The organism is Rhodococcus sp. no. 34 (assembly GCF_054589475.1).
Genome location: NZ_BAAILK010000026.1, coordinates 376938 through 403449 on the forward strand (window position 1 = coordinate 376938; position 26512 = coordinate 403449).

Sequence of the window (26512 nt, forward strand, 5' to 3'; positions counted from 1 at the left end):
CTAGCGCCCCGCAACCAACTCTTCGAGGTAGCTCGCCACGCCGTCCTCGTCGTTCGTGGGCAAAATTCGGTCGGCGAGCTCGATGACCTCGGTTCTGGCGTTGGCCGGCGCCAGAGCTGTTCCGGCCCAGGTCAGCATCGCAACGTCGTTGAAGGCGTCACCGGCTGCGGCCACTTCCGACGCGTCGATGCCGTCGATCGCGCACAACTGCGCGAGAGCGCTGGCCTTCGAGACGCCCGCTGCAGCCATTTCCATGTACGGAGCCCCGGAGTGGGTCAACTCCACACCCTCGATGCCCGCAGCGACCGCAGTTCGGTACAGGTCGGCGCTGGGAACCTCGGCATGCCGGGCCACGATCTTGACCATCGGCTCCACGTCCAGCGGCAGCGTATCGGCGAGCACCATCTCGTGCAGGTGCCGGTGATGGTCCGCGAACTCGCACAGAGCGGCATACTCCGGCTCGGCAAAGAACTGCGTGGGTCCGACGTTCGCGAACACGACGCCAGGAATCAGAGCACGAACCTGCTCCATAGCTGTTGCAGCCAAAGATGTTTCGATCGAAACGGTGTCGACGATCTCCGGAGTCCCGTCCGCCAGGTCGAGAATGACAGCTCCGTTGGCACACACAGCTTTACCGCGAAATCCGCACGAGCTCGCCAACGTGTGTACCGAATGCCTGGCCCGGGCCGTCGCCCACACAACTTCGATCCCCGCGAGCCGCGCGTTCTCCATGGCCTGCGCGGTGCGCGCCGAAATCGTTCGGTCGGAGCGCAGCAGGGTGCCGTCGAGGTCGGTTGCGAACATACGAATACGGGTCACCAGACAATGATGGCAGTCCGTTCGCAGCCCTCACCAACTACGTGACATGGGCCGTTGCTCTGTCAATTACTTGCTTGGGCCTCGAGAAGGTGCCGACGCATCTCACCGAAGACCACACCCAGCCGCTCGACATCTCGCGGGCTCAGCAGGTCGAACATGCTCTCCCGTACAGCGGCCACGTGCGCCGGGCTTGCCGACGCCAATTTCTCGGCACCCTGGTCGGTCAGCTCCGCATTAGCGCCCCTCTTGTCGTCGACACACTCGACCCGGCGCACCCACCCGGCACCGACCAATCGATTTACGGCCCTGGTCACACCACTTCGGGTAGCCATCACAGCGTCGGCGAGCTCACTCATGCGCAGTTGCCGGCCGGGCGCTTCGGCGAGAGCGACCAGCAGTTCGAAATCGGTGAAGGAAATGTCGGAGTCTCGCACCAACTGCTGATCGAGCACACGCTGCAGCAGTCGCGTCGAGTCCAGATACGCCCGCCAGGCCGATTGCTCCGAGTCGGTCAACCACCGCACTGATTCCATAACGCCAGCATATCCGAAGTAGTTGACAACAAAATCAAATGAGCTATTCTCGATGTAGTTGATCAGTCAACTACTTGTTCGAAGTGAAGATTCAACCGGGAGGCGGGCGCCATGAGCGACAACAACGCAGTGCAGTTCGAGGAACGCCGGGCCGAGATCAGGGATCGACATCTGCTCCCCGCCGACAAACGACCCGCATCGACCGCACGCGGCCTGCACCATACGGCCCTGATCAGCAGTGACGTCGAACGAACCGTGAAGTTCTACCAGGATCTCCTCGGATTCCCACTCACCGAGTTGATCGAGAACCGTGACTATCCCGGGTCGTCGCACTTCTTCTTCGACATCGGCAATGGCAACCTTCTGGCCTTCTTCGACTTCCCGGGTCTCGACGTGGGCCCGTACCAAGAAGTACTCGGCGGCCTCCACCACATCGCGATCAGCGTCGAACCTGCCAAGTGGGCGAAGCTGCGCACCCAACTGACCGAGGCCGGCGTCGAACTGATCGAGCACAGCGAGGTCTCGTTGTACTTCCGCGATCCCGACGGCGCTCGACTCGAGCTGATCGCCGATCCTCTCGGCGAGATGTACGGCAATCACGTCCTCTGAAAACTTGCTCTCCCCCATACCATTCGGAAGGCACACCATGACCTCCACTCTGTCGCAGCCGAACCTCGATATCCGTCGATCCGGGGATCGTTTCAAGTCCAATGCCGGCTGGCTGGACTCGAAGCACTCGTTCTCGTTCAGCAATCACTACGACCCGAAGAACACTCACCACGGTCTTCTTCTGGTGAACAACGACGACATCGTCACGCCGGGAATGGGATTCGACACCCATCCCCACCAGGACATGGAGATCGTCACCTGGGTACTGAGAGGTTCTCTCGTACATCAGGATTCGATGGGTCATTCGGGTGTCATCTACCCCGGTCTAGCCCAGCGGATGAGCGCCGGAACGGGCATCCTGCATTCGGAGAAGAACGATTCGTGGCGACTCGGTGACGTGGCCGGCAGCCATTCCGACAAGCACAGCGACCCGGTTCACTTCATCCAGATGTGGGTCATCCCCGACGAAGCCGGAATCACCCCCGGCTACGAGCAGTTGGAGATCGACGCCGAATTGCTTGCCGGTGGACTGGTTCCCGTCGCCTCCGGCATGGACGCGTACGCCGATCACTCGGCAATCCGGATCAAGAACAAGTACGCCGCGATGCACGTTGCGCGTCTGCAACCCGGACAGCCCGTGACCCTGCCCGACGCACCGTTCCTGCACGTTTTTGTCGCCGACGGTCAGGCCGCCGTGGAAGGCGTCGGAGTGCTCGAACAAGGTGACGCGGTACGCGTGTCCGGCGGCGGAGGTCAGCAGATCAGCTCCGATACCGGGGCAGAGGTCATCGTCTGGGAAATGCACGCCACCGTTTCGCAGGGATGACATGAAGCCCTTCTCGTACGACGCTTCACCGGCTCGAATTGTATTCGGCCAAGGGATGATCGATACGATCGCCGAAGAAGTGCGGCGGCTCGGCCGTAGCCGAGTGATGGTGCTGGCAAGTCGTCGACTCGACGCGGTTGCCGCCGCCGTGACCGAATCTCTCGGCGACATGGCGGTGGCCCGCTTCGACGGCGCTTTGATGCATACTCCGATCGAAGTCACGACAGCCGCGCTGAGACTTGCCGAGAACCATCACGTCGACACGGTCGTCGCGATCGGCGGCGGTTCGGCAACCGGGTTGTCCAAGGCATTGGCACTACGAGCGGGGTTCGATCAGATCGTCGTTCCGACAACGTACGCGGGATCAGAAGTCACTCCGGTGTTGGGTGAAACAGAGGACGGACGCAAGACAACTCGCTCCTCTCCCCACATCAGACCGGAAACCGTCATCTACGACGTCGACCTCACTCTCGATCTGCCGCTGGATACCACCGTCACCAGCGCCGTCAACGCGATGGCGCATGCGGTTGAAGCGTTGTACTCCACCGAGTCCAACCCGATCACGGACTTGATGGCGATCGAGGCGATCTCCGGGATCGCCCGTGCGCTGCCGAGCATTGTCGATGATCCGAAAAATCTGGAAGGTAGGGCCGAACTACTGCAAGCAGCCTGGTTGGCCGGAACCTGCTTGGGCACGGTCGGTATGGGGCTTCATCACAAGTTGTGCCACACCCTCGGTGGCAGCTTCGGTTTGCCGCACGCTCCCACCCACGCCGTTGTCCTTCCCCAGGCAATGGCGTTCAACGCGCCTGGCGTCCCGGAAGTCATGTCTCGAATAGCGACTGCCTTGGGTGTATCCGACGCCGCCACCGGCGTTTTCGACCTCGTCACCTCGTGCGGCGGACCGACCTCTCTGCGAGAGGTGGGAATGAGTCACGATCAGATCGGCCGTGCAGTCGAACTCGCGAACGCCGCCGCTTATCCGAACCCGCGTGAGATCACCCCGGCAGGCCTGAGCGAACTCCTCGAGAACGCCTGGTCCGGGCGTCGACCCGCCATCAGGTGAGAACGAATCAGGCAGTACCGCCTCGCGGCCTGACATGTTCGAAGATCAGAATCGTCTCGGTCGCAGCAACCGCCGGATGCGCCGAGAGATTGTTGACGACGAAGTCACGCAACTGCGCCGAATCCGTCGTTGCGACGTGCAGCATGTAGTCGTCGACACCCGCCACGAAATACACGTTGAGCACGGAGTCCAGCTTCGCGAAGTCGTCGCCGAGCCGGTTGAGATGCGACCGCGCGTTTGCCTGCAGTCGAACTGCGATCATCGCCTGCAGATCCATTCCGAGAGCGGCGGGATCGATGTCCGCATGGAATCCCCTGATCACGCCGTTTTCCACCAATGCGCGCACACGTCCGAGGCATGTCGACGGCGCAATTCCCGCGATCGCAGCCAGCGCATTGTTCGGAATCCTCGCGTCCTTCGCCAGCTCTTCGAGCAGAACCCGGTCGATCTCGTCCAACTTCATTGCTGCCCGAACATGCTTCGGCGAGGCAGCCGTCTGAATACCGATTTTTGAACTTTCACGCACCATGCATACAGCGTAGAGAATTATCTTCACTTCTCTTCACTATCTGGTGACGAAACTTCATGCTTGGCACCTGCCATTCGAAGAAACAACAGACTCAGTTCGGAGCCGTGTCATGAAGGTCGGAATCCCCCGCGAGATCAAAAACCACGAGTACCGCGTGGCCATCAGCCCAGCAGGCGTCCACGAACTGGTCGGCCGAGGACACGAAGTCGTCATCGAAACGGGTGCAGGCGTCGGCTCCTCGTTCAGTGACGAGGATTTCAAGGCCGCGGGCGCGCAGATCCTCGGATCTGCCGATCAGGTCTGGACGGACGCAGATCTACTCCTGAAGGTCAAAGAACCTATTGCAGAAGAGTATTCGCGACTCCGTAAGGATCAGGTTCTCTTCACCTACCTGCACCTGGCGGCGTCGAAGGAATGCACCGACGCGCTCCTGACGTCGAAGACCACCTCCATCGCCTACGAAACCGTTGTCGGTTCCGACGGTTCACTGCCCCTTCTCGCACCGATGAGCGAAGTAGCCGGACGCCTTGCGCCGCAGGCCGGCGCCTACCACTTGATGCGTCACGGCGGCGGACGCGGAGTGCTGATGGGCGGCGTACCCGGAGTGCGCCCCGCCAAGGTCGTGGTGATCGGTGCGGGAGTCTCCGGCAAGAACGCCATCGCCGTGGCCTACGGCATGCAGGCCGACGTCACCGTTCTCGATCTGTCGATCGCTCGCCTGCGGGAGATCGACGAGCTGTACCACGGCCAGGTCAAGACCATCACGTCCAACAGCCTCGAACTCGAACAGGCTGTACTCGACGCCGACCTGGTCATCGGCGCAGTGCTGGTCCCAGGGGCGAAGGCTCCCACTCTCGTGTCCAACAGTCTGGTGGCGCGCATGAAACCGGGTTCTGTCCTGGTCGACATCGCCATCGATCAGGGCGGCTGCTTCGAGGATTCGCACGCGACCACGCACGCCGATCCGACGTACCAGGTACACGGTTCGGTCTTCTACTGCGTTGCCAACATGCCCGGAGCCGTCCCCCGTACGTCCACCTACGCACTCACCAACGCGACGCTTCCGTACGTCGTCGCATTGGCCGACAAGGGGTGGAAGGACGCGGTCGCGACAGTTCCCGGCCTGGGGTCAGGTCTGAGCACACACGACGGCCTGCTCCTGTCCGACAGTGTTGCAGCGGCGCATGGGTACTCGGCTACCACTCTCTGACCCAGGCAGCTCTGACCCAGGCAACGAAAGCTCGAGATCGCTAGCCTTGATCCATGAGCAATCCTGACATCACGCTGAATTCCGGAACCACGATCCCGCAACTCGGCCTCGGAGTCTGGCAGGCCACCAACGACGAAACCGAGCATGCAGTACGGTTCGCACTCGACGAGGCCGGCTACCGGCACATCGACACCGCTGCCGCCTACGGAAACGAAGAGGGCGTCGGACGAGGTATCGCCAACTCGTCCGTCGCGCGAGAGGACATATTCCTCACCACGAAGCTGTGGAATGCAGATCAGGGCTACGAGCCGGCGTTGAAGGCTTTCGACAGCAGCATCGACAAGCTGGGCGTCGATTACGTCGATCTCTACCTCATCCACTGGCCACTGCAGGACAACGACCGACTCCTCCGCACGTGGGACGCACTCGAAAAGATCGCGGAATCGGGCCGCGCCAAGGCAATCGGGGTGTGCAACTTCGAGCCGCATCATCTGCAGCTTCTCGTCGAACGCGGTGGATTGTTGCCCGCAGTCGATCAGGTGGAACTGCACCCGCACCTCACGCAGCACGCCATTCGCGACAAGGCCGCCGAGCACGGGATCAAGGTCGAATCGTGGAGCCCACTCGGCGGTACCAGTAACGCAGGTTGGGGTAAGGCGTCCAAGCCCAACACCCTGCTTACCGACCCGATCATCACTCGAATCGGTGACCGCCACAGCAAGACTGCCGCGCAGGTCCTGATCCGCTGGCACCTTCAGAACGGCCTGATCGTCATCCCGAAATCCGTACACGATGCTCGAATCGCTCAGAACATCGACGTATTCGACTTCGAACTCACCGATCTCGACCTGAGCGAAATCGATACGCTCGACGACGGTACCCGCGTCGGCGCGCATCCCGATGAACTCAACATCGGTGCACCGAACTGATCAAGCCGCTCGTTTGGTGGGGCGAAGCGCATCGATTCCGTTTCGCCTCACCATCGTTCCGAGGGTCTTCCACCACGGCCGAGCCGGATCCGGCTCACTTCCGTCGCCCATCCGGTGCAACTGATCGGTGTGCCACTGCAGGTCGAGTGCACCGTCGAGCATCGAGATGTCGGCAACCTTCCCCAACAACTTCCGCGCTCCGAACTCAACAGTCGGCACGGTCAATCGTTCCCGATCCGATTCCAGGAGAACGGTTGCCGCGTCGGGGATCGTGATCGTCGGCCGGCCGAGGCCGATCACTTCGCACGCGCCGGAAGCCAGTGCCTCGACCATCGCCGATCGCGAGCGGAAGCCGCCGGTGACCGCCAAGGGAATGTCGCCGGCAATCGCTCGGACTGTCTCGGCGTACTCGAGGAAATATGCCTCTCGATCGCGAGTGCTCTGCTTCTGCGCTTTACCCATCATGGCCGGCGATTCATAACTGCCACCGCTGATCTCGATGAGATCCACCGACTCTTCGGTCAACGCGCGCACTACTTCTCGCGACTCGTCTTCCGAGAATCCACCTCGTTGGAAATCAGCCGAGTTGAGCTTGACCGAGACCGCGAATCCCGGAGCAACGGCAGAGCGTATGCGCCGAACGATCTCGATCAGAAAGCGTCGTCGACGCTCAGGATCTCCACCCCACTCGTCCGTCCGCTGATTGGACAAGGGCGAAAGGAACTGCGCAACAAGATAACCGTGCGCTGCGTGTATCTGCACGCCCCCGAAGCCGGAGGACTCCGCGACGCGAGCGGTTTCCGCGAACTTGTCGATGATCTCGTCGATCTCAGCGGTCGAGAGTTCTCGCGGCGTCGCCATTCCCGGAATCTTCAGCGCGATCGCGCTCGGGGCGACCGGTCTACCTCTGCTGGCAATCGGGTTGGATTGCCGCCCTGGGTGGTTCAGCTGCATCCAGATCTCGGCGCCGCCGTTCTTGGCGGTCTTGGCCCAGGCAGTCAGTGCTTCGGCATCACGATCGTCGTCGACGACGACATTGCCCGGTTCGGCGATCTGCGATCGATCGACCATGACATTGCCGGTGATCAGCAAACCGAACCCGCCACTGCCCCAACGACCGTACAGCGTTTCCAAGCGAGTGGACGGTCCATGAGTGCGGTCACCCAGAGCCTCGCTGAGCGCAGCTTTCATGGTCCGATTCCGCAGGATCTGCCCGCAGGGCAAAGTCAACGATTCTCCGAGTGTGGTCATGGATGCCTCTCGTATGAAGGGAAGAAAGTCAATGGCGTGGCGCAGAACCGAAGTGCCGCTTGGTATCGCGCACGAAGCTCGAGAAGATCAGTGAGTTGACCGGTAGCCCGCCACGCACCGCGAGCGACAGCTTCGGACGCGGCGAGAATGCAAAATTCCACTGCAGTCTCGAACCCACTGCGAGCTCGTCGACGCGGTAGTCCTCCGCGAAGGATTGGAACAGCGGAACATTGGACTGTTCGACGTAAAACGAGTGCCGACGCGTTTCGTCGTCCCAGGTGATGAACTTTTCGCGCATCTGCATCGCACCGCCGCCCACCTCCGCGATTCGGCGCGTGCCGGCGCCGTAGGGGCGCGGCGAGGTGTAGTGCACTTTTGTGAGCAGTCGGCACCACGACAAAGGCTCGTCGGCGGTCAGACCAGCCCAGACGTCATCCGGTGCGGCGGTGAGGTCGATCGAGTACGTGAAGATATGCGGTGCCGTGTCGAAGAAATCGACACCGACCGGTTCGAGGTCGAACCAATGTGTCATCGCCTACTCCTGCCCAATTAGCCGTTACATGAAGTTACGGATACTTGACGACCGAAGTCAACCCCCGAAGGCTCAGCGGGACCAAGCCTCAGAACGAGAGAGCCCCTGCAGTGAAGCGATGACCTGTTCGAGCGGCTCGATACTTCGAGTCGTCTGGCACACCGCCACCGCACCTTCGACCGACGTGATCGTCAGGTTTGCCATCGATTTTGCCTGCACTGCAGGATAACCCGCAGTTTCGAGTTGCGATTCGATCAACTTCTGCCATCCCAGCATGACCTCAGCCGACACTTCCGCGACTTCTGGCTCACTGGCACGCGCCAACCCGCCGGCAATCACCGGGCAGCCGATCGCGAAGTCCGAGCGTGTGAGATTGAGTCGCCAGATGTCTCCGACCGCTTCGATCACGTCGGCCGTGGAACCGGTAGCCGCAGCCGAGCTGATCCGTCTGGTGATGATCGCGCCGGCCGCGCGCACGGCTTCGACCATCAACTCGGTCTTACCGCCAGGAAAGTGGTGGTAGATCGACCCACGGGGTGCGCCGCTGTGCTTGATGACGTCGCTGAAGGACGTCGCGTCGACACCGTTGCGGCTGATCAGTTCAACCGCACTGCGAATCATGCGATCACGTGAGCTCAGCTCTGCCATGTCACAGATCCTTCGGCCGTCGGTACACCTGTCGACTCATACGCTACGTTATGTATGACGACCTACATAGTGATGGGATGAAACAATGAGTGACGAGACAACCGCGACCGTCGATCCGGCGCAGATGACAGGCCTCGAACTTCTCCGCTGGATGGGAACGCAGGTCAACGACCGACCCAGCATCGGACGCCTCCTCGGCATGGAGATGCGCGAGGTCAACGAAGGATCCGTGAGCTTCGCCCTGACCCCGCGCGCCGATTTCAGCAACCCGCTCGGCACTGTGCACGGCGGCATCTGCGCAACGCTGCTCGACTCGGTCATGGGCTGCGCGGTACACACGATGCTTCCGGCCGGCGTCGGCTACACGACCCTCGAACTCAAGCTCAACTACATCCGCACGGTGCCTCTCGACGGTGACGAACTGACAGCCCACGGCAGCGTCATTCACGTGGGCGGGCGTACCGCGACGGCAGAGGGCAAGGTCTTGGACAAGAACGGCAAGTTGGTGGCGCACGGAACTACGACGTGCATGATTTTCCGCTAAGCCCGACGTGAGCAGGGTGCGAGTACCGATGTACGATCGGCTCGTGACCCTGCTCACTGCGCACCTCTGGTGGCCCGACCGCTGACGGTCAGCCGCAACTGCGTGCTGCCCGGACCGACATCGGGTGGTCCAGCAGGCTCCTCTCCAGGATCCCCGATCCGGCAAATGCCGTACGCGTCGTCGCTACGACCGCCAAGATCAGGTACCGAATCCACGAAGGAGAGTTAGTTGACCACCACCCCACTCAACCGTTCGCTCGAGCCTTTGGGCGTCTCCATCCCGTCGAAAGTGCCGACGCACTGGTACAACCTGGCGGCTGACCTCCCCGAGCCCGTTCCCCCGCACCTGCATCCGGGCACTCGTGAGCCGCTCGGCCCCGAGGACTTGGCGCCGCTGTTCCCGATGAACCTCATCGCGCAGGAAGTCGCAACCGAGCGCTACATCGAGATCCCGGAGACGGTTCGCGAGATCTACGGCATGTGGAGGCCCTCTCCCTTGTTCCGCGCGCACCGACTCGAGCGCGCTCTCGGCACACCTGCCCGCATCTACTACAAGTACGAAGGCGTGAGCCCGGTCGGTTCACACAAGCCGAATACTGCTGTCGCGCAGGCTTACTACAACGCAATCGAGGGAACCACCAAGCTCACCACCGAAACCGGTGCGGGACAGTGGGGTGCGTCGCTGTCGTTCGCGGGCGCGCTGCTCGGACTCGACGTCGAGGTATGGCAGGTTCGCTCGTCCTTCGATTCGAAGCCGTACCGACGCATCCAGATGGAGGCGTACGGCGGAATCTGTCACCCGTCGCCTTCGGACCTGACGGAAGCCGGACGCGCACTGTTGAAGTCGCATCCCGACACCACCGGCTCGCTCGGCATGGCCATCAGTGAGGCCGTCGAGGTCGCTGCGCAGGATCCGAACACGCACTACTCACTCGGTAGCGTGCTGAACCACGTCATGCTGCACCAGACCGTGATCGGTCAGGAAGCAATGGTCCAGCTCGAAGAAGCCGGCGACGCCGTCCCCGACACCGTGTTCGGTTGCGCCGGCGGCGGTTCCAACCTCGCCGGACTCACCTTCCCGTTCCTGGGACGAAACCTTCGCGAAGGCACCAAGACTCGTCTGGTCGCCTGCGAGCCGTCGGCATGCCCGTCCCTCACCCAGGGCGAGTACCGCTACGACTTCGGTGACGTCGCCGGCCTGACGCCGCTGCTCAAGATGCACACTCTGGGTAAGGATTTCGTACCGCCGGCCATCCATGCCGGTGGCCTCCGCTACCACGGCATGTCGCCGATGGTCTCGCACGCGGTCAACCTCGGACTCATGGATGCAATTGCCGTCGATCAGGACGACGCACTCCAGGCAGGTCTGATTTTCGCCCGCGCCGAAGGAATCATCCCGGCTCCGGAATCAACCCACGCGGTTGCCGGCGCTATCGCTCACGCCCGTGCCGTCACCGAACCCGAGGTGATCGTGATCGGGCTGTCCGGCAACGGTCAGTTGGATCTTCCGGCGTACTCGCCTTACGTCTGACGCCGTCGGTGTGGTGGTCTCGTGCGTACGAGGCCACCACACTTCGTCACACCGAGCACGTGGGCTCGATCTCGCGATCGACATCGTGCCGGCCGTCCGCGAAACGAACCGATCAGTTTGATCGATCGGTTACGGTCTTTCGATGCAGCTTCGGTTGAAGGAACATTGGAAACTGGTCGCACTCGGACTGGCATTGCTCGTGGCGATCGCGTTCATCGTCGTATCGGTAATCTCCGACTCCAGTGATGCGGCATGGCCGAAGCAGAAGACAGGCGGTCCGATCGTCGAGCAAGGCGTTGTCGACGTAGACCTCTCCGATCCTCCGCAACAAGCCTGGGAACTCGATGTCCGAGCGCTCACGGACAACCCCGGGGACGTGATGCTGTCGATGCCTTCCACGCTCGATAGCTACTACGGCTACGGCAACACGTACCAAGTCGGTGACGTGCTGGTGGCCGCGACTGCTTATCCGCTTCCCAAGACCGACGAGTCTTCGTCGAGTCAGGGAGTCGGTGCCGTCACACTCGTCGGGGTGAATCCCGACGACGGAAGTCCGCTGTGGAAAACGCGAATCGGCGGAGTCATCGGCCAGTGCAGCCAACAGAACGAATCCACGATCATCGCGTGCTGGGGCGATCGACGGATGATCTTTGTCGATACCGCGACCGGAACTCTTATGTCCGACCTCGGAACCGACTTCGATCTCAATGGCGCCGTCATCACCGGAGACACCGTGTACACGTCCGGCGAAAGGATGGACGGAACGGTTCGAACACGAATTCTTGCCAGCGGCACCACAACCGATTTGACTGCCAACTTCGTTCGCACCTTCGAACCAAGTGAGAAGTTCGGGGCCGTCTACACGGACCCTCACACCGACACTGTCATTGCGATGGAACAGGGCGATGGCGGGGACCCACAGTACCGCTATCGAATCTACGATCTGGATTCCGGCGCCGAACGATTCAGATTCGAGGGTGATTCGCTTGCCCCGGCCGGGAACGGATTGTTCCTCACCAGTGTCGGCGGCAGGTCAGGTTATGCAGGAACCCAAAACCTCTTGGCTTCAAATGGATCCACGATTCGTGCGATACCGATTCCCTCGTACTCATCGTCGTCCTACCCAAGTAAGTCCTCGACGGGCCTGCCGATGTTTCTCGGCGACGGCGCCTACGACCCGAATTCCGGTGACGAACTCTGGCGCAGTTCACAAATCGTCAACACCACGATGGCCGGGACGGGAAGCGCCATCGCCGCGGTGGTAGGAAAAACAATCCTGGTCACGTCTCCCGAGACTCGCACAATCTCGGGTCTCGACATCGAGAGTGGCCGACAGTTGTGGCAAACGCCCTGGCAAGACGCGTACTGGGTTCGCAGCGGGGTAACCGATGGCGACCACTTCGTCTTCAGCGACTACACCGGCATGCACGCGATCCGGGCTCGCGACGGAAAGATGATGTGGTCGGTCCCTCTTCCGCCAGAGGTCGATCCGCGCGGAGTCGTCGTCTCGAATGCCGGCAAAAACGTGTCGTTCTCCTGGCAAAACCACTTCACCGTTTGGCGATAGGCCGGCAACATCACCGGTTCAATGTCGTACTGACCAGCCGGCTCAGCAACCAGCAAATGGATAGACGTACAGCCTCGATGGCCACAATCCAGTCTGGCGCGTTTGTTCAATTTCGGGGGAACGATCTCGAACAACTGCATGTATCTCCGCGACTCCGACTTCGGAAAGATCAGACCAGACCTGCGGTGAAGGGGTGCATACGAATCGCACCGACTCAGGTATCTGATCCAATCCAACGATAAAGGGAGCCAACGGGAATGGATGCGAAATCCCCAATTTGCAGTCGGCAACAAATAGTCCAGTTCGCGCGCGAACATCTGCGTACCGGGGGACCGAACTCAGACCAAATTCGTCGTCATTTCGGTTTGCAAAAACGCGCGTTCTTCACGCAGCTCGACACCCATCTGGACGATTCTGCACTTTCAATGCCCGAAAAAGTTGCACTCCGCCGCATCTGCCGACAGGAGGATAGAAGGTGCCCGATCAAACGTATGAACGTCTCAGCAGGTCAAGCCAACCCACCCCGGCCGATGTACGACGCGCTTCCTTTCCCACCCCAGAACCATCATGCTTGACGATCGAAAGCCGCCAACTACGTTGAGCCGCTGGATTCTTCCGCAGTCCCCTCTTCTCGGATCGGGATCATCGGAGATCCAACAGCCGCGCGACTTTCAGGCTCAAATGCAAGGCCAACCGGTCGTCGCCGTTTGCCAAGTCTGCTCGTGTTATCTCCTGAATTCGCCGCAAGCGATAGTACAAGCTCCCTCGATGCACACAGAGCGCCTCTGACGTTCGCTTTACGTCACCGGCATTGTCCAAAAAGCTCTCCAGCGTCGCGAGAAGAGCCTCACTTTTCGAGTCCTCATGGCTGAGCAAGGACTGCAAACCTGAGTGAATACTGTTCTCGAGTCGATCCTCCGACAGTTCGGCCAGAAGTCCGTAGACGCCGAGATCCCGATAACGCACAACATTTCCGAGTACCTTGACGACCTGGGCCACATCTGCGGAACGTCTGGACTCTTCGTAGGATTCGCGCACATCCGCAACCGAGGTTCGCGGTTCACCGATACCGACCCAACATTCGATGTTCTGGCGCCCACTTTCAGACAAGACTCGCTCCCGGGCTGCCACGATCAGCGAGTCCAGATGGGTTTGAGTCGAGCGTTCGGCCACCGATACGATCAACAGACTGTGGTCGGGGCGGTCGAGTTGGATTGCACTGTTCCGCGGGAGCCTCCGACGAAGCTGATCGACGCCGACGGCAACACTCAGACGATCTCTTTCGGTCAATGTCGACTGGTCGCCAGGACGGAGCAACACAGTGACCACGACTGCTGGACCCGCAGCCAACAAGCCCTCCTCGGCCAACCTGTTTGCCGCGTCCTCGCGCAGCGACCGCTCGCCCGACAGGACGTCTCGAGTAAGTTCCCGCTCCCGACTTCGGGACAACTCGTCCAGCAACTGTTCGCGGTGGAGGATCATCGCTGCCGCATCAGCCGTGCGCCTCAAGACCTCGGCTTGATCCTCGTCAACTTCGCCCTCCGAAGTCAACAGCCAGACGAAGCCCAGCAGCGCATTGCGGTATCGGATCGGCATCCCGACCCGGCCAAGGGTCAGCCCTAGTTCTTCGTTGACGGGAACAGTGAAGAGATCGAGGGCTTCACGGCCTCCACTCGCGTAGATGAAGTCTACGATCTCGCGTGAAACATTCCGCTGTAGAACGGAATTCATTCTGACTGAATCGACGGCACTGTCATGCGAGTTGTACGCGAGCAGACGAATCTGTACATCATCGATCGCAACGGAACGGTCCAGTCGGCGCCCGGTAGTGTCCACCAAATGCTGCAGTTCTCCGACCATGGTCGAACTGTACGAGCCCCCTCTCCGGTTTGCAACATATGCCCAAATTTCTACGTAGAAAATTGAACACATGACAGTGATGCAACTAACTTTTGCACCATAGGCTCGCTTCATGCCAAGCACCCGAGACCCGTGACGTCTTCACTCGGTCCGCAAACCGGCAGAAGTGGCAGCGACGAGATCTGTTGCAGCCGTGGGATTTGCGTAATGGGGAGCGAGGCCGGCCGGCACGATCTCCCTCAGACGAAGTCGCCTCCGACCCGAAATCGACAAACGACCTTCGGTCGCCAGTTCAACATCGAATCCCACCGACCTCTTTCAATGTCGAATACCTCGAATGACATCGGTGACCGTGATATCGCAAAGCCGTTGCCATTCAGCATATCCCGAGAGGAATCATCATGACCGGCACAGCAAATGCTCCTGTAGAGCATCAAACCGAGACGTCACCCGGACGTCGATCGGCGCGCCGTAGGGCCCTGATCGCCGGGGCGACAGGCAACATCGTCGAATGGTTCGATTTCACGATCTACGGTTTCACTGCCGCAGTTCTCGCGACAGTGTTCTTCCCTCCGGAGTTCGGCAGTGGCGCACTGCTTGCCACCTTCGCTCTTTACGGAGTCGCCTTCTTGGCCAGACCTGCCGGCGGCATATTCTTCGGACGGCTTGGTGACCGCCTCGGCCGACGGAGGTCACTGTCCCTGGCAATTACGCTCATGGGCTGCTCGACGGCGGCAATCGGTCTCCTACCGACGTACGCTTCGATCGGTGTTGCCGCACCGCTGTTGCTGCTGCTGTGCCGATTGGTTCAAGGATTCTCGGCCGGGGGCGAATACACCGGAGCTGCCACCTTCGTCGTCGAGCATGCGCCGTCCCACCGCCGAGGCTTGTACGCAGGGATAATCAGCTCTTCGTCATTTGTCGGCAGCATCTTGGCCACGGTCACAGTCTTGTCATTCAGCTCGGTCGGCGCTGAGCACTTCGCCGACGGAGGATGGCGTTGGCCGTTCATCATCGGAGGCGTTGTCGCCATGGTGGGCCTGTTCATGAGGCTTGCCGTCGAGGAGACTCCGGCGTTCAAGGAAATGCAAGAAAACGATTCCCTTCCAACCCGCCCACTCGCAGATCTGTTCCGCAATCACTGGCGGACTCTGCTCACGTCCTTCGTGTACTTCGCCTCGCTCGGTGTCGTTACTCATATGCTGCTCGGCTACATGCCGACATTTCTGGTTCTCTCAGCCGATGTTCCGAGCACGGTTGCACTGCTGATGACAACCGGCGCTTTGGTTCTCGCAGTACCGCTGTTCATCTTCTTCGGCGCCACAGTCGACCGAATCGGCCGGAGGCCACTCGTCAGAATCGGCATGGTGATGTCAGTTTTCGTCTCGGTGCCCAGCTACATGCTCATCGGTACCGGAAACATTTTCGCGATTGCCGTTGCACTGGCTTCTCTGGTCCTCGCGCTTTCCCTACTCGCGTCCGCTTTGCTCGTAATCCTCGAAATGATGCCGACGCATGCTCGATTCACCGGCACGGCAATCCCCTACAACATCGCATATGCACTTTTTGCAGGGACCGCTCCTCTGGTGTGCGCAGCACTGGTCAACGCCACTGGAAGCGATCTGTCGCCTGCCTTCTATGCGACCGCCATCGCTTTGATCGCGCTTCCCATTCTGTGGCGAGGGATTCCGGAAACGAAAAACTGGTCTGCCACGCAGGGCAGCCCGACGAAACATTTCTGACAACGGACGCGCCACGGCTGTAATTTTTTGCGCAGCTGTCGATAGCGTTCCGATGGCCGCCACGAGAGAGTTGAGGACGACGAACACCTCTGGACTTTCAGGTGCCAAATTCATTAAGGCAGAGCCGAATCCGAGAAGTCGGGATGAAGCTCTCCAGAGGAAGTCGACGGCGTCGGAATTACCAGAACCCAAGCTTGCCGGATCGAACAGCTGTGCTTTCGATCCGGCGAAGCCATCAGTAGAAAGAGAGGCCGAAAGTGCCTACCGACAAGACCGATGCAGTTGTGGTCGGAGCTGGAGTGATCGGCAGCTCCATCGCCTACGAACTGGCCGCTCGAGGTTACGAAGTCCTGGTCATCGACAAGTCTGGTGGTCCGGGCTACGGCTCGACCAGTGCATCCAGTGCGGTTATCCGGTTCAACTACTCCACATTCGACGGTATGGCTGCGGCTTGGGAGTCGCTGCATTGCTGGCAAAACTGGAACGAGCATCTCAACGCGACAGTCGACGGCGCGCTTGCGAAGTTTCGGCAATGCGGAATGGCACTGCTCGACGTCGACGTCGCACCCCACGCGCGCACGATTGGATTATTCGAGAAGATCGGAATCGACTACCAGCTCTGGGACGCAACGACACTCGTCGAGAAGATTCCCGGTATCGACGCCGGCAAATACTATCCTCCGAAGCCAGTCGACTCGGAGTCCTTCTTCGCAGATGCCGAAACCACGCTCGGCGCGCTGTACACACCTCAGGCGGGGTTCGTCGACGACCCGCAACTGGCTGCCGCGAATCTTGCTGCGGCAGCACGTTCGCACGGTGCGGTTTTCGCATACAACACGCGTGTAGTGGCAGTCGAGCAGTTGCCTGACGGCATCTGGCAGCTAGGGCTCGACGACGGGGAAAGTGTGAAATCCAAGATTGTCGTCAATGCCGCCGGCCCCTGGTCAGGAGCGTTCAACAAGCTGTCGAACGTCGGGGCCGACTTCAAGGTTTCGGTTCGGCCCTTGCGCCAGGAAGTTCATCACGTCACCGCACCCACTGGCTACAACGACGACGAGATCCTCGGCCCGATGATCGCCGATTTGGATCTCGGAACCTACATGCGAGCCGAACCTGGAAACGGTTTCCTTGTCGGCGGAACCGAACCGGATTGCGATCCGCTCGAGTGGATCGACGACCCTGATACCGCCAACCCGAATCGCACTGTTGCCCGGTTCGAAGCGCAGGTTTTCCGCGCCGCCAGACGTTTCCCCACCCTGGAGGTCCCGTCACAACCGAAAGGTATTGCCGGCGTGTACGACGCAGCATCCGACTGGACCCCGATCTATGACAAGACAGACAGGCAAGGTTTCTACGTCGCCATGGGCACCAGCGGGAACCAATTCAAAAATGCGCCCATCGCTGGGCGCCTCATGTCCAGGATCATCGACCAGGTGGAAGCTGGACACGATCACGACGCTGATCCCCTGACCTATGTCGGGATGCACACCGGGCTCGAAATCGACCTCGGCGCATTCTCCCGCCTTCGGGCACCCAATGCCGAGTCGACCGGGACGGTCATGGGTTAGAAGTCTTGTCCGGCTTGGAGAATCGATAGCCGCGACAACTGAATAGACACGGCTGTGGGTGTCCACTACGTGGTGGACACCCACAGCCGACTTCTCCTTCAACGGCGTCTACGGAAAATCGCCCTAGAACGTGTCAGCGGCACATCGCCTCCGGGACGGAGAGCTAACGTGCATGGCAGCTCTTCAAGTAGCTCAGGAACGATGCCTGCAGCCCGGTTACGTGCGTCTCGTGCAACAACGCGGTCGAAACATCCTGCGACCGTCCCTTGCCATGCAACTGCTCCACGACGGCGAGAACGTTGCGTGACAGTCCGCGATAGATCGGAATGGGTCCAGTCAGTTCGGCTTCGTTCAGCGTGACGTGCAGCTGCGGAACAACTGAGCCCACGCCACGCTCGGGCAGTGCCTCGACCAGTGTGTGGATCTGGCTGTCGGCGTTCACAACTCCGGGACTACCCGCACCGAAGGTCGCGAATGGGGGCGCGTCGCGCAGCCATGCGTAGAGGGCGAAAAGGCCTCCGTACGAGTACCCGAAGAGTCCGTGCCCGGACTCGCTGACACGTAGCTCCGACGAGTACAGGCGAGGGTGGAGTTCGTTGGTCAGGAAGTCGAGGAAGACGTCCGCGTGGGTGTCTGCCAGCTCCTCGAGGTAGGCGTCCACATACTCCTGGGTCATTGCACCCGAGTCGCGAGCAGCGGCAAGAGTGGCCGTCATTTCGTCGCCTACCGGTTCCCCGGGCGGCACGAGATCGCGGTTGCGTAGTCGTGCCCAGTTGGCAGCTTCTTCACCGGCATAACCGACGCTGACCTGGATGTACGGGGCGATCGTCAGATACGGGTCTGCCTGCGTGACGATGAGCGGGGCGGTAAGACCTACAGCCCAGTTGCCGTCCATCACGTATATCAGCGGTAAGGGATCCGTGGAGTCCGCGTAGCCGGGGGGTGTGGTCACCCAGATGCCGTAGCTGTACCCCGACTTCGCCGTTATTTCGAAGTACTCCGTGTCTGCAAAACATCCGTGCAGCATTGCGCTCATCGAACCTCTCCCTTCACTACGTGGCCGGCCTTCACGACGAGAACAGCCATGTCCGGATCGGCGAACACCTTGGCGTCGTGGAGCGGGTCTTGCTGCCAGGCGACCATGTCCGCCTGCATTCCGACGCGGATAGTTCCAACGGTGTCCCCGATACCGAGGATGTCGGCGTTGACGCTGGTGGCCGATACGAGAGCATGCATCGGCGACTCCAACTCGGCCCGCAAGCGCAACTCCTCGCCTCGGCGCTGCTGGTGCGGCCCGATGAGGTCCGAGCCCAGGCCGATCCTCAGGCCTGCTGCGCGAGAGACCGCGAGTGCCGAGGCCATGCGTTGACGTACTCCGGCGGCGCGGTCTCGTATTGCAGGGTCCAGGTCCATGCTCTCGGTGTCCGTCAACTGCTCGACCACGGCGAAGGTAGGGACCAGAGCCACGTCATGCTCGCGCATCAGCTGGGCGGTCTCTTCGTCGATGTCGGTGCCGTGTTCCACGCACCGGACACCGGCTCGCACTGCGTTGCGAATGCCCGCATTGTTGTGCGCGTGCACCGTGACGTAGGTGCCCCGCGACGCTGCTTCTTCCACTGCCACGGAGATTTCCTCGACGGTGAACTGTGTGTCGGTGAGGCTGTCATGGCCTCCGACGACACCGCCGGTGACGCACAGTTTCAGAAATGTTGCGCCTCGGCGGAACGATTCGCGCACGTTGCGTCGTAGCTCGTCGGCATTACCCGACATCAAGGACAAGGCGCAGAGCCCGGGAATGTGGTGCATGTTCCACAGCTCGGTCGGCTCCCATGCGGCCCCGTAGTAGCCGTGTCCACCGGTCTGGCACTGCACAGGACCGCACGAGAGGACACGCGGACCACGCACCTTGCCGCTCGCAATAACGTCGACGACTCCGCCGTCGATGCCACCGACGTCTCGCACCGTGGTGAAGCCCGCGTCGAGGGCATCGCCCGCGGTGGCGAAGATGCCCGCAGCCAGTTCGGCTGCCGAGAGCTCAAACCCGAATTGCCTTCGGATCGGACTCGAAATACCCAGGTGCACATGAGCATCGATCAGCCCCGGAGTCAGAAGCATGCCGTCCAAGTCAACTGTCGTCGAACCCGACGGCGCCTGTCCGATCGCGGTGACAATGCCGCCACTCACGCACACGTCGACTTCGACCGGGTCGGTGCCCGATCCATCCGCGACCATGCCGCCGGCAAACCATACGTCAGTCAAAGGGACCTCCCGAGCATTGGAAACCACTCTCCTAAACACTGGTGAATTCGATATGCGGTACCGTACTCAACAGTGGTGAACCCGTCAATGGAGGTAGCGTGAGATCGCCGGTTGGGGAGGGTCGAGAGCGACTGTTGCAGGCACTGTTCGACGAGTTCGGTGAAACCGGCCCAAGCCCGAAGCTGTCGATGCGCCAAGTAGCGGAGCGACTCGGAGTGCACCACACGCTGCTGACCTATCACTTCGGATCACGACCGGGGCTCCTCAGCGCCGTGCTGTCGGAAGCTCGCCGCCGTGACAACCTCGTCATCGCCGCGATGGGCAAGGATCTCGGGTTCGCGGCCCTGTGCAGGGCGATCTGGACCTTCTACTCGAACGCCGAGCACGAAGATCGAAGCCGCACCTTTTTTCACCTGGCCGGACTTGCGGTTTACGAGCACAAAGCATTTCAAGATTTCGCCGCCGACCTCGACGATTTGGCGCACCTCCTCGAAGCGGCGGCCCTCCGCGAAGGGTTCACAATGGTGGACGCAAAGCAGCAGAGCATCATCGCAACCGCATGTCTGCGAGGACTGTTGCTACAGAGGTTGCTCACCCCCGACGCCGAGGTCGACGCGGCAGCCGAGCGCTTCATCACCTCGTTGACAGCGTCCACCACGTAAACCCCTCATACACAACCGATCACCCCCGTTCGAGATCACCGGCGCGGGGGCGTTTTCCCTGGGCTCGGGCATGTTTCGGCGTGAGACGGTTCCCTGAGCCCCGGTTGAATGATGGTCGATCACCCTTTCGACATCTGTACGAGCGAAACGCCGAAAGATGCGACAAGTGAATGTATCCCGGCTCAGCAGACACACGACATCATCGACAAGTCCGATGATTCACATGAGTTTCGAAAGTCAGGATTGAATTGTGACCATTGCCTTCCGTGCCGCAGAGTTGAACAGCGCAAGTGGGATCTTCCAGCAAGCACTGCTCGGCCAACCCAGTGCAGAGCCACTCGGCGGAGACATCATCACTCGTGCAGATGTCGAGTTCACCAGTGACGACGGCCGCATTCAATCCGGAGTCTGGGAGAGCGAACCGGGAAAGTCGCGGTGGGAGTTCCTCACCCGCGGCGAGATCATCACCATCGTCTCCGGCGCCATGACCGTGGAGGAGGACGACGGCGATCCCGTACATCTCGTTGCCGGTACGAGTGCAATCTTCCCAATCGGATGGAAGGGTACGTGGACGGTCACCGAGACCGTACGCAAGGTGTTCGTCGTATACAACGTATGACCGAGAGAATCCGCAACATCCGACTTTCACGGCCCGTCGTACGGACGGATCTCACGACGCAGCCCACTTGCCCTGAGTACCTGTCGCTGCACTCCCGCCCTCACGGAATCCTCGGTGCCGATTACTCTCACATGGTTTCTGGCGCGAGTGATCGCCGTGTACAACAACTCCCGAGTCAGCAGTGACGACGCCTCGGCCGGCAACATCACCGATACGGTGTCGTACTGGCTGCCCTGGCTCCGGTGAATCGTCATCGCGTAAACCGTCTGCACCGACGAGAGTTGGCTCGGGTGAATCAGAAACGCATCACTGCCCCGCTGGAATGCGGCAATAGGCACGCCATCCTCACGCTGCACGATCACCCCGGCATCCCCGTTGTAGATCTTCGCCTCGTAGTCGTTGGCCGTCACCAACAGGGGTTGGCCCGGATACCACCGCGTCGGGTCAAGAAACTGCCCTGATGCCGTGCCGACCCACTCCATCGCCTGCTGCGCCCACCTCCCGACACCGTACGGTCCGTCACGGTGGGCGCACAGAAGGCGGTGCGATTCCAAGCCTTTCAGCGCGCCGATCGCATCACCCACCTCGGCCGACGCCGTCACCACCTCTGAACTCGCAACGATGTCGGCGCGCAATGCGTCAACATCCTCGGGCGAATGGAAGGAGACGGCTGGATCACCGCTGCGCAGGATACGCAGAACCTCAGCGGAATCTCCCGCTCGAACTGCCCTGGCCAACGACGCGATGGTTCCGTCGAAGCGGCGCCCGCGTGAGAGTTGAATGATCCCGCCCCGCAGACGATCCTGTTCATCCGCACTCAATGCCTCTTCGGAACCAGTGGCCGTGAGATCGTCACCCACCAACTGTGTCAGCGTCGGATTTCCACTGACCTTTACCGGGCGGGCGACAAGATCAGCAAGAACAGCGCCCGCGTCGACTGAGGTCAACTGATCGGGATCGCCGACGAGCAGTAGCCGGGCATCGGGGCGAACGGCTTCGAGCAGGCGCGCCATCAACGTGAGGGAGACCATCGACGTCTCGTCGACGACGACCACATCGTAGGGAAGTCTGTTGGTCGCATTGTATTTGAAACGACTCGAACTCCCCCGCTGCCAACCGAGTAGGCGGTGCAGGGTCATGGCCGCGAGTTCTTCGGGAAGGCCAAGGCTCGCGGTCTGCTCACGTACGGACTCCTGCAGCCGTGCTGCGGCTTTACCCGTCGGTGCGGCCAGACCGATGCGAGCATTCGAACCCAATTCCTCCGACAGGAGAGCGAGAATACGTGCGACCGTATGGGTTTTGCCGGTTCCGGGCCCACCGGCGATGACGGTGGTCCACTGTGTCGCGGCGAGAGCAGCTGCTATCCGTTGACGATCCGGCGCGATGGTCGGCCCGTTCTCGTCGACGAACAGCGAATCCAGCCGCGTTCGGACCGCTTTCAGGTCGGCGGGCGGCCACGTGGACGCCCGCTCGTCGAGCACTCGCCGAATCGTCTGCTCCTGCAGAAAATATCGATCGAGGTAGAGGAGTTCACCGTCGTCCGTGTCGACCAACCGGAGCGGTCTGAGAGGTCCGGCGTTTCCGCCGATCACCAGAGGGCTCAGCCGAAGGGCGGCAACGATCTCCGACGGTTCGGGCCACGGCAACGACGTAAGTTCCTCCTCCGTCGCATTGTCGACGCTCACATCACGCATCCGTCGTAGATCGAGGCACACCGAACCTGATCGCACGGCCCGAACTGCCAACGCCGCGGCCAGCATCACTTCTTCGGAAGTTTCACCGCCCAGGCTGCACACTCTCGTCGCGACATGAACATCGGCGGCAACCAGAACCCCGGCTTCGTTGAAGATTCGCACGATCCCTTTGGCGCGCTGCGCCAATTGCGCCTCGGTCATCGAATCTTCTCCCCTACTGTGTGGGACGCATCAAGACCGGCCAGCAGATCCGATAGTTCAACCGTCAGCTGAGCAGGCGGTTTCCATTCGAAGACACCGCATTCCGGCGGGCTGTCCGGGCCGAGCATCCCACGCACGAATTGATACTGCGCGCCCCCGAGATGACGGTGCGGATCGTAGTCGGGCAGGCGCCACCGCAGATACCGATGCAGTGCAACCGAATACAGCAGTGCCTGCAGCGGATAGTGCGAGCGCATCATCTCCGTCGCCATGAGTTCACGCGTGTAGTTGGCAGCCGTCAGATCGCCGCGACCGATCCGGTTGGTCTTGTAATCGACGATCACGAACGACGGGCCCGGGATCCGCAAGACTGCGTCGATACTGCCCGTCAGGAATCCGCGCATCGGTGACGTCTCGACACGGTCCAGATAGTCGGCGTACGACGCCAGAATGTCGTCGGAGGAAAGGTGGCGCCTCAACAGTTCCGATACTCCGCGGAGTGTGACACTCATCGACACCGGATCGTCGCCACCGGCCAGTGGGAGTTCGAAATCGAGTTCGGGAAGACGATCTTTCGGCGCGATCGTGGCCAAGGTTCCGAATCCCAAGGGAGTCTGCATCACCAGATACAGCGCATCCGCGAGTGCTTCGGAGTCGACCTCGGCCGCCCGTACCGAGACCGCCTCGGCGCAACGCATCCCGAGTTCCGCTCTCAGATCTGCCACAGCCGTGTCCACCACCTCGAGCACCTCATGCACCAGCGTGCCGAATGCGGCGCCCGCGGGAAGTCCGTTCATGGGTGAAGGGAACGCCTCCAGGGGCGAGGGGGTAATGCTCTCGAGGTCTACGGAATCCTCTGGCTCGTCGTCTTTTTCGGGATCCTCGACCTCACTGCCCGTGGTCGTGACCGCGTGGTGCGCTCCGGCGGTGAGTGCCGAGTACGACGTACGACGCCACAGAGTGTCCAGGTCTCGATCGAAACGCGCCGCGGCCAGTTCGGTCACGTCCGCAGCCGCTCTGGACCAGTGGACGGGCGAGGGCGGATGGGGACCAACAGGTTCCACCGAGATCACGTCGGAAGCTGCTGCCGGCCAGGTTGCGAGCCGTGCTGCGGTTGTACCGTCGTCGAGCACCTTCACTACCCGAGCAGGTTCGGCGATGCCGGGTGTACGTCCGAGCATCAACCGGTGCAGCGGCGAGCGGGAGGTCCCGTAGCTGGGTGCCCACCAGAGCACGAGTTGGCACTGCGCCCGGGTCAGCGCCACGTACAGCAGCCGCAGTTCTTCGCCCGCTTCTTCGGCCTCCGCAACAGTCTTTCTGGCGTTGTACCCCGGGCCTTCCTGCCCGCCGACGTCGAGGATGCGGCGTCCCTCCGGGTCGTGCAACAGCTGCGTCGGCGAGTTGAAGCCGCCAACGCTCTCCCAACTGAACGGGACGTAGACGATCGGGAACTCGAGCCCTTTGGTGGCATGCACCGTAGCGATTTGCACTGCGGCAGCGTCACTGTCGAGGCGACGGCTTCGATCGGTGGCGCTCCCGGACGTCGGATCCTTGATCCGGTCGGAAAGCCAGCGAACCAGTGCGCTCAACCCGAACGCTTCCTCGGTCGCGACGCGACCGAGGAGTTGTGCGACGTGCCGCAGATCGGTGAAATCTCGTTCGCCGGACGGGGCCGCGAGTACACGCTTCTCCAGATTTGTTTCGGCAGAGATTCTTTCGAACACAGCCGCAAACCCGACGCGTGCGAACAGCCCGGAATAGGAGCGCAGTTGACCTGCAAGTTCTGCAACGACGTTGTCGCCGTCCTTGTCCAGTTCTTCGGAGGTGCGCCCGAAAATTGGTGAGAGGGCCGTCAACCGGACACGATCGGAGCGATGGGGCTGCTCGATCGCCTGCAACAGCCACAGCCACTGGGTCGCACTGGGTGTCGCGAAAACACTGGACCCTCCGGTCAATACGGAAGGTACACCGACGGCATCGAGAGCATCGCGGATCATCGCCACGTGCTTGTGGGTGCGCACCAACACCGCGACGTCTCCTGGTTCGACCGGGCGTGGATCACCGTCGACTGCCAAGCGGGCATCGCCGCCCAGGAGGGCGACCACGTCTGCTGCGACGTCGTCCGCGACGCGACTGCGAAGTCTGCCTACGGCCGGAAATCCCGAACGATTGAGCGGGCCGGCTCCGGTACGGGGCAGATGGCGTACACGCATCGGCACCGGGCCGAACAACCGAGACTTCTTGTGCGAAGCCTCCACTGGATGCGCGACGATGCCTTCGTTGCCGAGTGCGGCACCACCGTAGAGGTGTTCGAGTGCCGCCAACAACCCTGGGTCGCTACGCCAATTGGTGGTCAACTCCTGGTGCGCATCCGCCTGATCGACCGCATCGAGATAACTCAGGACTTCTGCCCCGCGGAACGCATAGATGGCTTGCTTGGGATCACCGACCAGGACCAGGGTGGTGTGTCCGTGGAAGGCCAACCGCAGAATGTCCCACTGCAACGGATCGGTGTCCTGGAACTCGTCGATCAGCACGACCTTGAACTTTTCGCGCACCCGACGACACGCGACGGGACCGTATTCCGGATCGGTCAATACGCCGTGCAGCAGCGTCAGGAGATCGTTGAAGTCGCGAATTCCTTTGGTCCGCTTACGTCGTTCGACCTCGAGGCGAGCAGCCGCCGCGAAGAGGACGCGCTGACCGGGTGCGGTCTCCTCCTCGCCGTCGGGTTCGAGAATTGCCTGACCATCGCCGACTGCGCTTCGGGCGATGGCCAGCGCGTCCTTCGTGGAGAACGGTGGAGACGAGTCCGTCCGGCTGTAGCGGCTGAGGTACAAATCCGAGACGACCTCACTGATCAGGTCGTCGACCGACTCCACAAAAGTTGTGTCCGGTTCACGTTCCCCGGCGATGCCGAGTCCGTCGAGCATCCTCTGACAGAAACTGTGGGTGGTCGTGATGGTGCCGGCGTCGAACTCCGCGAGAGCGCGCAGGAGTCGACGACGCCGCACGCCGATCTCCTCGTCGTCAGCTGTGGCGAGGTACGCCACCAGATCATCATCCGACCGCCTCGCCGCCTCCGGGTCGACCAGAGCGGCGGACACTCCCGCGAACCTCTCCCTGGCACGCTCACGAAGTTCCTGAGTGGCGGCCCTACTGAATGTCACCAGCAGAACTTGCGATATGTCGGCGAGACCTTCGGCAACACAACGGGTCGCGAGTCCGACGATCGCGTAGGTCTTGCCAGTTCCGGCGCTCGCTTCCAACACCGTAGTGCCGGTCGGTAGTGGCCCCAATAGATCGAAGTCCAC

The 26512-nt window shown here is 61.3% G+C and carries 23 protein-coding genes; 12 read left to right on the forward strand and 11 right to left on the reverse strand.

The genetic code is table 11. The features are described 5' to 3' along the window. Both ACYP01_RS10820 and ACYP01_RS10825 read right to left on the reverse strand, forming a co-directional pair. A complete protein-coding gene (locus ACYP01_RS10820; protein ID WP_031332850.1) occupies positions 1-819 on the reverse strand; it encodes an HAD family hydrolase in 819 nt (272 codons plus the stop codon). 62 nt (positions 820-881) lie between these two features. Further along, entirely contained in the window at positions 882-1352 is a 471-nt protein-coding gene (locus ACYP01_RS10825; RefSeq protein ID WP_099697041.1) for a MarR family winged helix-turn-helix transcriptional regulator, read from the reverse strand. Between the two features lie 111 nt (positions 1353-1463). Between ACYP01_RS10825 and ACYP01_RS10830 the strand changes: the two genes are divergently transcribed. Genes ACYP01_RS10830 through ACYP01_RS10840 form a run of 3 tightly spaced genes read left to right on the forward strand, consistent with a single transcriptional unit; the run spans position 1464 to position 3853 of the window. Then, on the forward strand, positions 1464-1961 hold the full coding sequence (locus ACYP01_RS10830) for a VOC family protein (protein WP_054781329.1): 498 nt from the start codon (positions 1464-1466) through the stop codon (positions 1959-1961). 37 nt (positions 1962-1998) lie between these two features. Continuing rightward, positions 1999-2787: a pirin family protein gene (locus ACYP01_RS10835; RefSeq protein WP_459679889.1), complete on the forward strand. Its 789-nt coding sequence runs from the start codon at positions 1999-2001 to the stop codon at positions 2785-2787. 1 nt (position 2788) lies between these two features. Beyond that, positions 2789-3853 carry a maleylacetate reductase gene (locus ACYP01_RS10840; protein WP_459679891.1) on the forward strand — a complete coding sequence of 355 codons (1065 nt, stop codon included), beginning with the start codon at positions 2789-2791 and terminating at the stop codon, positions 3851-3853. 7 nt (positions 3854-3860) lie between these two features. On the opposite strand, the gene ACYP01_RS10845 is transcribed toward ACYP01_RS10840, so the two are convergent. After that, positions 3861-4382, reverse strand: coding sequence for an Lrp/AsnC family transcriptional regulator (locus ACYP01_RS10845; RefSeq protein ID WP_158170149.1), 522 nt, complete (start codon positions 4380-4382; stop codon positions 3861-3863). Positions 4383-4491: 109 nt separating this feature from the next. Here ACYP01_RS10845 and ald point away from each other — a divergent pair, with 109 nt between their 5' ends. Next, on the forward strand, positions 4492-5592 hold the full coding sequence (gene ald, locus ACYP01_RS10850; protein ID WP_003945541.1) for an alanine dehydrogenase: 1101 nt from the start codon (positions 4492-4494) through the stop codon (positions 5590-5592). A 53-nt stretch (positions 5593-5645) separates the two neighbouring features. Then, positions 5646-6521 carry an aldo/keto reductase gene (locus ACYP01_RS10855; RefSeq protein ID WP_054831280.1) on the forward strand — a complete coding sequence of 292 codons (876 nt, stop codon included), beginning with the start codon at positions 5646-5648 and terminating at the stop codon, positions 6519-6521. Here ACYP01_RS10855 and ACYP01_RS10860 read toward each other — a convergent pair whose 3' ends face one another. The 3 genes from ACYP01_RS10860 to ACYP01_RS10870 all read right to left on the reverse strand — a co-directional run bounded on the left by ACYP01_RS10860 (position 6522) and on the right by ACYP01_RS10870 (position 8952). Then, positions 6522-7772, reverse strand: coding sequence for an NADH:flavin oxidoreductase/NADH oxidase family protein (locus ACYP01_RS10860; protein WP_459679895.1), 1251 nt, complete (start codon positions 7770-7772; stop codon positions 6522-6524). It lies immediately after the preceding gene. A gap of 28 nt (positions 7773-7800) precedes the next feature. Then, positions 7801-8304 (reverse strand): SRPBCC family protein, encoded by a 504-nt coding sequence (locus ACYP01_RS10865; protein WP_003945790.1) that lies wholly within the window; start codon positions 8302-8304, stop codon positions 7801-7803. Positions 8305-8376: 72 nt separating this feature from the next. Then, on the reverse strand, positions 8377-8952 hold the full coding sequence (locus ACYP01_RS10870; RefSeq protein ID WP_007734151.1) for a TetR/AcrR family transcriptional regulator: 576 nt from the start codon (positions 8950-8952) through the stop codon (positions 8377-8379). 85 nt (positions 8953-9037) lie between these two features. Between ACYP01_RS10870 and ACYP01_RS10875 the strand changes: the two genes are divergently transcribed. The 3 genes from ACYP01_RS10875 to ACYP01_RS10885 all read left to right on the forward strand — a co-directional run bounded on the left by ACYP01_RS10875 (position 9038) and on the right by ACYP01_RS10885 (position 12593). After that, positions 9038-9496 (forward strand): PaaI family thioesterase, encoded by a 459-nt coding sequence (locus tag ACYP01_RS10875; protein ID WP_003945940.1) that lies wholly within the window; start codon positions 9038-9040, stop codon positions 9494-9496. 228 nt (positions 9497-9724) lie between these two features. Beyond that, positions 9725-11026, forward strand: a complete 1302-nt coding sequence (locus tag ACYP01_RS10880) for a TrpB-like pyridoxal phosphate-dependent enzyme (RefSeq protein WP_003945451.1) — start codon at positions 9725-9727, stop codon at positions 11024-11026. A gap of 142 nt (positions 11027-11168) precedes the next feature. Further along, positions 11169-12593, forward strand: a complete 1425-nt coding sequence (locus ACYP01_RS10885) for an outer membrane protein assembly factor BamB family protein (protein ID WP_459679899.1) — start codon at positions 11169-11171, stop codon at positions 12591-12593. Between the two features lie 642 nt (positions 12594-13235). On the opposite strand, the gene ACYP01_RS10890 is transcribed toward ACYP01_RS10885, so the two are convergent. Next, positions 13236-14453 carry a PucR family transcriptional regulator gene (locus ACYP01_RS10890; RefSeq protein ID WP_041814672.1) on the reverse strand — a complete coding sequence of 406 codons (1218 nt, stop codon included), beginning with the start codon at positions 14451-14453 and terminating at the stop codon, positions 13236-13238. A 401-nt stretch (positions 14454-14854) separates the two neighbouring features. Between ACYP01_RS10890 and ACYP01_RS10895 the strand changes: the two genes are divergently transcribed. Together ACYP01_RS10895 and ACYP01_RS10900 are read left to right on the forward strand one after the other, a co-directional pair. After that, positions 14855-16195, forward strand: a complete 1341-nt coding sequence (locus ACYP01_RS10895) for an MFS transporter (RefSeq protein ID WP_070385831.1) — start codon at positions 14855-14857, stop codon at positions 16193-16195. Positions 16196-16452: 257 nt separating this feature from the next. Further along, positions 16453-17763: an NAD(P)/FAD-dependent oxidoreductase gene (locus ACYP01_RS10900; RefSeq protein WP_003945449.1), complete on the forward strand. Its 1311-nt coding sequence runs from the start codon at positions 16453-16455 to the stop codon at positions 17761-17763. A 163-nt stretch (positions 17764-17926) separates the two neighbouring features. Here ACYP01_RS10900 and ACYP01_RS10905 read toward each other — a convergent pair whose 3' ends face one another. Beyond that, positions 17927-18799: an alpha/beta hydrolase gene (locus tag ACYP01_RS10905; RefSeq protein WP_020906257.1), complete on the reverse strand. Its 873-nt coding sequence runs from the start codon at positions 18797-18799 to the stop codon at positions 17927-17929. Then, the gene (locus tag ACYP01_RS10910) at positions 18796-20022 is read right to left on the reverse strand and encodes a metal-dependent hydrolase family protein (protein WP_256261713.1); all 1227 of its coding nucleotides are present in this window, start codon (positions 20020-20022) and stop codon (positions 18796-18798) included. Before ACYP01_RS10910 ends, ACYP01_RS10905 begins: the two co-directional genes overlap by 4 nt. A gap of 98 nt (positions 20023-20120) precedes the next feature. Between ACYP01_RS10910 and ACYP01_RS10915 the strand changes: the two genes are divergently transcribed. Then, positions 20121-20684: a TetR/AcrR family transcriptional regulator gene (locus ACYP01_RS10915; RefSeq protein ID WP_007734140.1), complete on the forward strand. Its 564-nt coding sequence runs from the start codon at positions 20121-20123 to the stop codon at positions 20682-20684. 250 nt (positions 20685-20934) lie between these two features. Continuing rightward, the gene (locus ACYP01_RS10920) at positions 20935-21303 is read left to right on the forward strand and encodes a cupin domain-containing protein (RefSeq protein ID WP_058039220.1); all 369 of its coding nucleotides are present in this window, start codon (positions 20935-20937) and stop codon (positions 21301-21303) included. 26 nt (positions 21304-21329) lie between these two features. Here ACYP01_RS10920 and recD read toward each other — a convergent pair whose 3' ends face one another. Together recD and ACYP01_RS10930 are read right to left on the reverse strand one after the other, a co-directional pair. Beyond that, a complete protein-coding gene (gene recD, locus ACYP01_RS10925) occupies positions 21330-23198 on the reverse strand; it encodes an exodeoxyribonuclease V subunit alpha (RefSeq protein ID WP_064075154.1) in 1869 nt (622 codons plus the stop codon). Next, complete coding sequence (locus ACYP01_RS10930) at positions 23195-26512, reverse strand: UvrD-helicase domain-containing protein (RefSeq protein ID WP_459679904.1); 3318 nt, start codon at positions 26510-26512, stop codon at positions 23195-23197. Before ACYP01_RS10930 ends, recD begins: the two co-directional genes overlap by 4 nt.